Here is an 8,255-nt window from a genome sequence, read left to right on the forward strand (position 1 = left end):
TTGAAACTACCTATGAATTGAACGTAGGTAAACCAGCATGAAGTCGCGCCTCACGCAGGCGCGTGGATTGAAACCGCTATTCCTGATTCGGTATTTGATAAAAGGAATGTCGCGCCTCACGCAGGCGCGTGGATTGAAACGGCAATGAAGTGGATGACTCTGTGCACATCGATGGTCGCGCCTCACGCAGGCGCGTGGATTGAAACAAAAGTAAGCTGGGTAAATGACTATAGCGGTTCGCGTCGCGCCTCACGCAGGCGCGTGGATTGAAACGGTTTTGCTGCGGCTAAGTTGCGATTGCAGCTTGTGTCGCGCCTCACGCAGGCGCGTGGATTGAAACATCACTGGCGGCGCTGGCGGTTGGGCTGAATAAGGTCGCGCCTCACGCAGGCGCGTGGATTGAAACTAACGGTTTTAGTACATCGATAACAAAGGGGGCGGGTCGCGCCTCACGCAGGCGCGTGGATTGAAACGTGAACATTTGCGAGCCTTGATAAACACTCTTAAGTCGCGCCTCACGCAGGCGCGTGGATTGAAACTGCGCCCTCGTTTGGCTGGCCGTTTAATAGGCCGTGGTCGCGCCTCACGCAGGCGCGTGGATTGAAACCACTCGCCAGAGCTACCGGTTAGCATGTTGGTCATGTCGCGCCTCACGCAGGCGCGTGGATTGAAACAGCATGCAAAGAGCTTGGGCTTAATTACAAGTCTGTCGCGCCTCACGCAGGCGCGTGGATTGAAACAGTGATGATAAGATTTTACAGCTACTAAAGGCAGGTCGCGCCTCACGCAGGCGCGTGGATTGAAACCTTTGCTCATTTATCTGCCTTAATAAACTTATCACGTCGCGCCTCACGCAGGCGCGTGGATTGAAACAGGACAGCAGCAACCGCAGCGTGACCGATATTTGTCGCGCCTCACGCAGGCGCGTGGATTGAAACACCACTATAAACAAAACAACTTATCGACTTGCGTTGTCGCGCCTCACGCAGGCGCGTGGATTGAAACAAAACTAAAAAGCAAGCCATTGCTGCATTATGGCAGTCGCGCCTCACGCAGGCGCGTGGATTGAAACCACTTAAAAAAGTAGTAGTGAACTTTAGCAGTGTTGTCGCGCCTCACGCAGGCGCGTGGATTGAAACCAACTGGAATTTGACGGCGAAATGCTCACGTTAGGTCGCGCCTCACGCAGGCGCGTGGATTGAAACTACGTAATCGGCTGGGGCGTTGTGGCCCATAAAGTCGCGCCTCACGCAGGCGCGTGGATTGAAACAGCCACAAAGCCACAATAATTCTTTATCTTTTATAGTCGCGCCTCACGCAGGCGCGTGGATTGAAACGCGGCTATGTACTGGTTAAAGTGCCTGATCACGTTGTCGCGCCTCACGCAGGCGCGTGGATTGAAACTAGCTTTGAATAATGACGGTGATTCAGGACAGAAAGTCGCGCCTCACGCAGGCGCGTGGATTGAAACTGCGAAACGGCTTAATCGTTGTCGATGTGTTCAGTCGCGCCTCACGCAGGCGCGTGGATTGAAACACGCCGTTGCCGTCAGGTCAAGCCGTGGTCGTAGGTCGCGCCTCACGCAGGCGCGTGGATTGAAACCGGCACTGAGGAACTCACGCAGGTAACTGCCGAGCGTCGCGCCTCACGCAGGCGCGTGGATTGAAACCACGATGTCACTGTGGATGCGCTAACAACGGGTAGTCGCGCCTCACGCAGGCGCGTGGATTGAAACTGGATGCTCAACAAGTTGTTGACGTCATAACGGGCGTCGCGCCTCACGCAGGCGCGTGGATTGAAACTATTGACGGGTGAAATTGAGGGTTATTAAATGGGTCGCGCCTCACGCAGGCGCGTGGATTGAAACCTAGAAGAAATGCACATTATGCCTAATGATTGGACGTCGCGCCTCACGCAGGCGCGTGGATTGAAACCCATGTCAATCTAAACAACGCTTCTGCTGTACCGGTCGCGCCTCACGCAGGCGCGTGGATTGAAACACCATTGGCATTCGCTGCCATTCTTGCCTATAAGGTCGCGCCTCACGCAGGCGCGTGGATTGAAACGCGTCATTTGACTTACGTTGAGCGGTGCCTAAATTGTCGCGCCTCACGCAGGCGCGTGGATTGAAACTCTGACGGCGGTGCCCATCTGTTAATGATGCCGCGGTCGCGCCTCACGCAGGCGCGTGGATTGAAACGCGCACGCACTGATGCCTATTTTATGCGTCAATGGTCGCGCCTCACGCAGGCGCGTGGATTGAAACCTCGGCATGGCTGGCTTAGCTGATGGCGGCTTGACGTCGCGCCTCACGCAGGCGCGTGGATTGAAACCCGTAACCGCTGATTGGCAAATCTAACTCTGGCGTCGCGCCTCACGCAGGCGCGTGGATTGAAACCTCAATCCATAGGTGGGTAATGCCAAAAATCGACTGTCGCGCCTCACGCAGGCGCGTGGATTGAAACGTAAGCACGCGCTTTACTGATAACGGGTAATCTGGTCGCGCCTCACGCAGGCGCGTGGATTGAAACGCAAGCTCGGAATAACGATTGACCAAGGCGTTGTAGTCGCGCCTCACGCAGGCGCGTGGATTGAAACCAGAAAAGAAATGATTATTTGTTTAAAGGGGGCGTCGCGCCTCACGCAGGCGCGTGGATTGAAACAAGCCGTTAGGTTTAGACGAGCCAAACTATAGCTGGTCGCGCCTCACGCAGGCGCGTGGATTGAAACGGCTGCTCAACAGTTCACGCCAGCCGGTGCAACTGTCGCGCCTCACGCAGGCGCGTGGATTGAAACTTTTTATCATCGGTGTACGTTGCGCCGTTGCACCGTCGCGCCTCACGCAGGCGCGTGGATTGAAACGGGCCATGCCTGGCGTTGAGGAGGATTTGCAGAGTCGCGCCTCACGCAGGCGCGTGGATTGAAACTCATACAACCCCTTTAATGGTTAACTGTATGCTAGTGTCGCGCCTCACGCAGGCGCGTGGATTGAAACGGCGTAACGGCTTAATTGTTGTCGATGTGTTTACGGTCGCGCCTCACGCAGGCGCGTGGATTGAAACGCACGTCGCGAACAAGAAGCGCAGATTCAATTAAAGTCGCGCCTCACGCAGGCGCGTGGATTGAAACTGTTAAGTGGCGTTTGCCTGCTTTGATGTGACTTGTCGCGCCTCACGCAGGCGCGTGGATTGAAACTTACAGGGTAAAGAAAATGAAAAGCAGAAGAAGCAGTCGCGCCTCACGCAGGCGCGTGGATTGAAACATGCTGACTAACTGCATAGCTAAAGAAACGGAAGGTCGCGCCTCACGCAGGCGCGTGGATTGAAACAAGACGAGACTAATCGCGCTGGGGCTGATGCTGGTCGCGCCTCACGCAGGCGCGTGGATTGAAACATCAGAAAATAACCAAAGCACTGAAAATTTAAGTGGTCGCGCCTCACGCAGGCGCGTGGATTGAAACATCAATGTTAATGATGCTGCGAATGTTGTAATAGTGTCGCGCCTCACGCAGGCGCGTGGATTGAAACGTGATGATGTTGAAGCAATAGCCAGAGGGATATTGTCGCGCCTCACGCAGGCGCGTGGATTGAAACAAACGTGGTGGCTGCGTTGTACTCGCCGGTATTGCGTCGCGCCTCACGCAGGCGCGTGGATTGAAACATCCTCTGGTTCAGGCTGGCTCGCATAGCCGCTTGTCGCGCCTCACGCAGGCGCGTGGATTGAAACAGGTAGTCGATAGACTTTGGCTCTGAGCTATCTGCGTCGCGCCTCACGCAGGCGCGTGGATTGAAACAGGCTGTAGGAACGTCGAGCCAATAGCGGCCATGTCGCGCCTCACGCAGGCGCGTGGATTGAAACGCCTAAGAAGCCGGCGAAGTCATAAAGCACTTGTGTCGCGCCTCACGCAGGCGCGTGGATTGAAACACTCTTACCTTGCGGGATGCTAAAGCCGATGCTCGTCGCGCCTCACGCAGGCGCGTGGATTGAAACTGAATTACAGCACAGCGAGCAGCACTAACGGTCGGTCGCGCCTCACGCAGGCGCGTGGATTGAAACCTTGCGCCATCTTTATATAGGCAGCCACCCGTAAGCGTCGCGCCTCACGCAGGCGCGTGGATTGAAACTGGCAGTGATAGGCTTTTAAGTGCCAAACTAATTGTCGCGCCTCACGCAGGCGCGTGGATTGAAACTTTCAATATGCGGTAAAGCAGCTTTCTAGCGACAGTCGCGCCTCACGCAGGCGCGTGGATTGAAACGATAAACTCTGCTCGCTGCTGCTTAACGATAAAGTCGCGCCTCACGCAGGCGCGTGGATTGAAACCTGTCTTTGGTTGCTTTTGCAGCTCTGACTCGTTCGTCGCGCCTCACGCAGGCGCGTGGATTGAAACAGTATCTCAACACTGAAGGCGGCGAAGGTATCCGTCGCGCCTCACGCAGGCGCGTGGATTGAAACCGCCACTCGCTCATAACTATAAATGCAGCTTATAGGTCGCGCCTCACGCAGGCGCGTGGATTGAAACATAGCCGCTTGATAGCCCAACTATGGTTTTGCCGCGTCGCGCCTCACGCAGGCGCGTGGATTGAAACCATTGCCGATGATAGCCTGGCAGCGCCGTCACGGTCGCGCCTCACGCAGGCGCGTGGATTGAAACGCGACAACATGCCGAAACCAGACGAAGTTAAGCAGGTCGCGCCTCACGCAGGCGCGTGGATTGAAACAGGTAGAGCTGGGGCAAAAGCCCCTAACTCTTCCGTCGCGCCTCACGCAGGCGCGTGGATTGAAACTTTCTTTTCTGACGAGGTGGCGCTAAAAGTGGCGGTCGCGCCTCACGCAGGCGCGTGGATTGAAACAAGTGATCGCAGTGTGACCGATATTTTTACCGAAAGTCGCGCCTCACGCAGGCGCGTGGATTGAAACGTGTCAGTGTATGGAACACCCACAGCGGCAACAGTCGCGCCTCACGCAGGCGCGTGGATTGAAACAGGCGTACAAGCCAATCAAAGTTATATTGTGTTGGTCGCGCCTCACGCAGGCGCGTGGATTGAAACCAGCCGGCTATGCGAGAGCGCAAACCATGATGCGTCGCGCCTCACGCAGGCGCGTGGATTGAAACTAGATCTCGTGCTACTGCATACTTGCTTGTTATAGTCGCGCCTCACGCAGGCGCGTGGATTGAAACTCGCTGAACTGTGATTTTTGTTGCTGCTTTATATTGTCGCGCCTCACGCAGGCGCGTGGATTGAAACGACTAGCGCGTTAAATTTATTAAAAGCTGCCATCGTCGCGCCTCACGCAGGCGCGTGGATTGAAACGGCTTAGGCTTGAAGGGTTACACTTGGGATGAAGCGTCGCGCCTCACGCAGGCGCGTGGATTGAAACTTCACGTATCACGCCATGCGTTTTACAGTGATCTAGTCGCGCCTCACGCAGGCGCGTGGATTGAAACGCTCTATTGCTTCCCTGCGTGCCGCATAGAAGCCGGTCGCGCCTCACGCAGGCGCGTGGATTGAAACGGTAATGTTATCACCGCGCCAAGCGTAGAACTCAAGTCGCGCCTCACGCAGGCGCGTGGATTGAAACGGTAAAACCGCCAAGCTCATCGGCGGTCAGCGTCGTCGCGCCTCACGCAGGCGCGTGGATTGAAACCTTAACTGTAATAGCTGGCAACAATAACGGATTCGTCGCGCCTCACGCAGGCGCGTGGATTGAAACGCTTTGTGCGTCGCGCTAGATTGCGCTTTTAACGGGGCGCGCCTCACGCAGGCGCGAGGATTGAAACTGATTATGCTAGTTTAGATATATTTTATGTCGCGCCTTTTTGTGCTCACTTGACCCATGACTGCCGAACCGACTGCTGAATGATATCTATTAACTCTGGAACTTCCGGTTAGATGGATGTAAATGACATCAAAATGGCGTATCAAAATTATTTATCCTTCTGATATCTCTAAAAATTCACCAACATCACATTCTAAGTATTTGCACAGTATTTCCAACGTATCGTAGTCAATGCGCGTAGTGGTCTCGTGATACAGTCGCGTTAAGGTGCTTCTGTTGATCCCTGTATCCCGCATCACATCGGTAATCTTCAATTTTTTTGCGCCCATCAAAGTGGACAGGTTACATTTTATCACCCCAAAGCACCTAAATGTTTCTCTAAAGATACAAAATGTGCTTGACAGGTATCTTTTGAGTATATTATTGTATCTCTAGAGAAGCATAATGGCTTCTTGTAGAGGAGACTTATAGTATGGCACAAACTTATCTGACAACGGAAGAGCTGTCGCAATTAATCAAGTATGACGTTAGAACAATCAGAGAGCAGCTTAAGGACAGAGTGTTGCTTGAAGGGGTTCACTATATTCGACCTTTTGGTGGTCGGAAAATTTTATATATGTGGGAGGCTATACAGCGAGATATCAGTAAAACGTTTACTCACAGTTCTATTCCAATGGCTAATGGGGGATACGCTCGTGGGTAATATCAGAGTACGTGCTTCAAATATGTTACAAATCGATTTCCAATATATGCGTGAGCGCTGCCGTGAACAAACAGCATTGCCTGACACACCAGCAAATCGGAAAACGTTAACAAAGCTGTTAGAGAGAATTGAAGCGGAAATTTTGCTTGGAACCTTTGTTTACAGCAATTATTTCCCGAACAGCAAAATGGTCGCTCGGTTTGAAAAACAGCAACAGCGTTTGCTTGCTGGAAACCGGGCTCAGCGGCTGCCAACATTGAAAGAGTTTGCCAATATTTGGCTTGATGAAATGCAAGTTAGCTGGCGCGAATCATATCGTAAAACGATTTCGATATTGGTTCAGAATCGGCTTATCCCTTACTTTGGGAAGATGGAGGTCGACCACATCACAAAGGCTGATTTAATCCAGTTTCGCGCCACACTCGGCAAAGTTCGTCGCGAAAACGGAGAACAGATTTCAGCAGGTTATATTAACCGCCATCTAAAAGTTATTCAGATGATCCTTAGTGAAGCAGCCGACCGTTACCAGTTTACTGCGCCTGTTCGCTTAAAACCACTGAAAATGCAAAAGTCTGATGTAGACCCATTTACATTAGATGAAGGTAAGCGTCCGGCGATCACAGGTTAGCGCTCTGATTTAAGTGTCCACTTAATTTTAGTGGACACTTAGTGTCTTAAATCGCGTCACCTGACTGTTTAGATAGATCGATATTCCAAGGTAACAACTCATCGACACGATTGATGGGGTGATTGCCGATACGCTTAAGTACCGCTGTGAGATAGTCATTTGGATTGATGCCATTGAGTTTAGCGGTGCCGAGTATTGAGTACAGCACGGCAGCTCGCTCTCCTCCAGCAACTGAACCCGCAAACAGGTAATTTTTCCTGCCCAAGGCAATCGGCCGCAATGAGCGCTCTGCACTGTTGTTATCTATCTCAGCATAACCGTTATCCACATAGGCAACCAGCGCCTCCCACTGCTTCAGAGCATAGTGAATAGCCTTGGATAACGGCGAGCCTTTCGATAAGGTACGCAGGGTTGTTTGCAACCACGTATGGAAGCGCTCAAGGATTGGCTTGGCATGTATGGCTCGGATGTGTTGTCGTTCATCCGGTGGTTGGCCGCGTACCTGCTTTTCAATCACATAGAGGGATTGGATAATGGCAATAGCTTCGTCGGCTAAAGGCGAAGGGCCGCTTTGGGTAATGTCATAGAACTTACGCCGTACGTGTGCCCAGCAACCATGTTGGGTGATTTGCCGTTGGTATAATTCGTTGTAACCGGCATAAGCATCGGCCTGCAGTGAGCCTTTGTAATCTTTTAAATGCGCCGTAGGATGAAGACTTCTTCGGTCTTCACTGTATTGCAGCCACACCGCAGGTGGTGTGCCATCTCCCCAGGGGCGACCATCGCGGACATAGGTCCAGTAACGACCCGTTTGCGTGCGACCTTTACCCGGTGATAGCGTCGGTGCGGTGGTATCATCCGCATGTACGTGGTAACTGGCTTTAACATGGTGGCCGATGGCACCTGCCAGTGGCGTGAGTAATGCACTTGTTTGTCCTACCCAGTCAGCCAAGGTAGAGCGCTCGATGTCGATGCCTTCACGTTCCATCCGCTCGGCTTGGCGGTACAGCGGTTGATGGTCGAGGTATTTATCAACCATCACCTGTGTGAGCAATGCCGCACTGGCCAGTCCTTTTTTAATCACACGCTCAGGCGCAGCACCTTGCACCAATGTGTCGCAGTGCTGGCAGCTGAATTTAGGGCGT

At 53.0% G+C, this 8,255-nt stretch carries 4 protein-coding genes and 1 CRISPR repeat array (1 of these 5 running past the window's edge); of the genes, 2 read left to right on the forward strand and 2 right to left on the reverse strand.

The annotated features are described in order from the left end of the window. Window positions 1-5,780: direct repeats of the CRISPR family, unit length 32 nt; unit sequence GTCGCGCCTCACGCAGGCGCGTGGATTGAAAC; it begins 292 nt to the left of the window's first position. A gap of 151 nt (window positions 5,781-5,931) precedes the next feature. Next, entirely contained in the window at window positions 5,932-6,135 is a 204-nt protein-coding gene (locus LMJ53_RS15950; protein WP_324295619.1) for a helix-turn-helix transcriptional regulator, read from the reverse strand. Window positions 6,136-6,251: 116 nt separating this feature from the next. Between LMJ53_RS15950 and LMJ53_RS15955 the strand changes: the two genes are divergently transcribed. Both LMJ53_RS15955 and LMJ53_RS15960 read left to right on the forward strand, forming a co-directional pair. Continuing rightward, window positions 6,252-6,482 carry a hypothetical protein gene (locus LMJ53_RS15955; RefSeq protein ID WP_229588321.1) on the forward strand — a complete coding sequence of 77 codons (231 nt, stop codon included), beginning with the start codon at window positions 6,252-6,254 and terminating at the stop codon, window positions 6,480-6,482. 22 nt (window positions 6,483-6,504) lie between these two features. After that, the gene (locus tag LMJ53_RS15960; RefSeq protein ID WP_229588322.1) at window positions 6,505-7,110 is read left to right on the forward strand and encodes an Arm DNA-binding domain-containing protein; all 606 of its coding nucleotides are present in this window, start codon (window positions 6,505-6,507) and stop codon (window positions 7,108-7,110) included. A 46-nt stretch (window positions 7,111-7,156) separates the two neighbouring features. Here the strand turns inward: LMJ53_RS15960 and tnpC are convergent. Then, window positions 7,157-8,255, reverse strand: a 1,099-nt coding sequence (gene tnpC / locus LMJ53_RS15965) for an IS66 family transposase (RefSeq protein WP_229588323.1), incomplete at its 5' end; no start/stop codon positions are given.

The organism is Rheinheimera sp. UJ51, assembly GCF_020819615.1.
In the GTDB taxonomy this organism is placed as follows: Bacteria; Pseudomonadota; Gammaproteobacteria; order Enterobacterales; family Alteromonadaceae; genus Alishewanella; species Alishewanella maricola.

Excerpts from the sequence above, each read along its gene's own strand:
- LMJ53_RS15955 (WP_229588321.1), top strand. The coding sequence starts at position 6,252 with ATGGCACAAACTTATCTGACAACGGAAGAGCTGTCGCAATTAATCAAG.
- LMJ53_RS15960 (WP_229588322.1), top strand. The coding sequence starts at position 6,505 with ATGTTACAAATCGATTTCCAATATATGCGTGAGCGCTGCCGTGAACAA.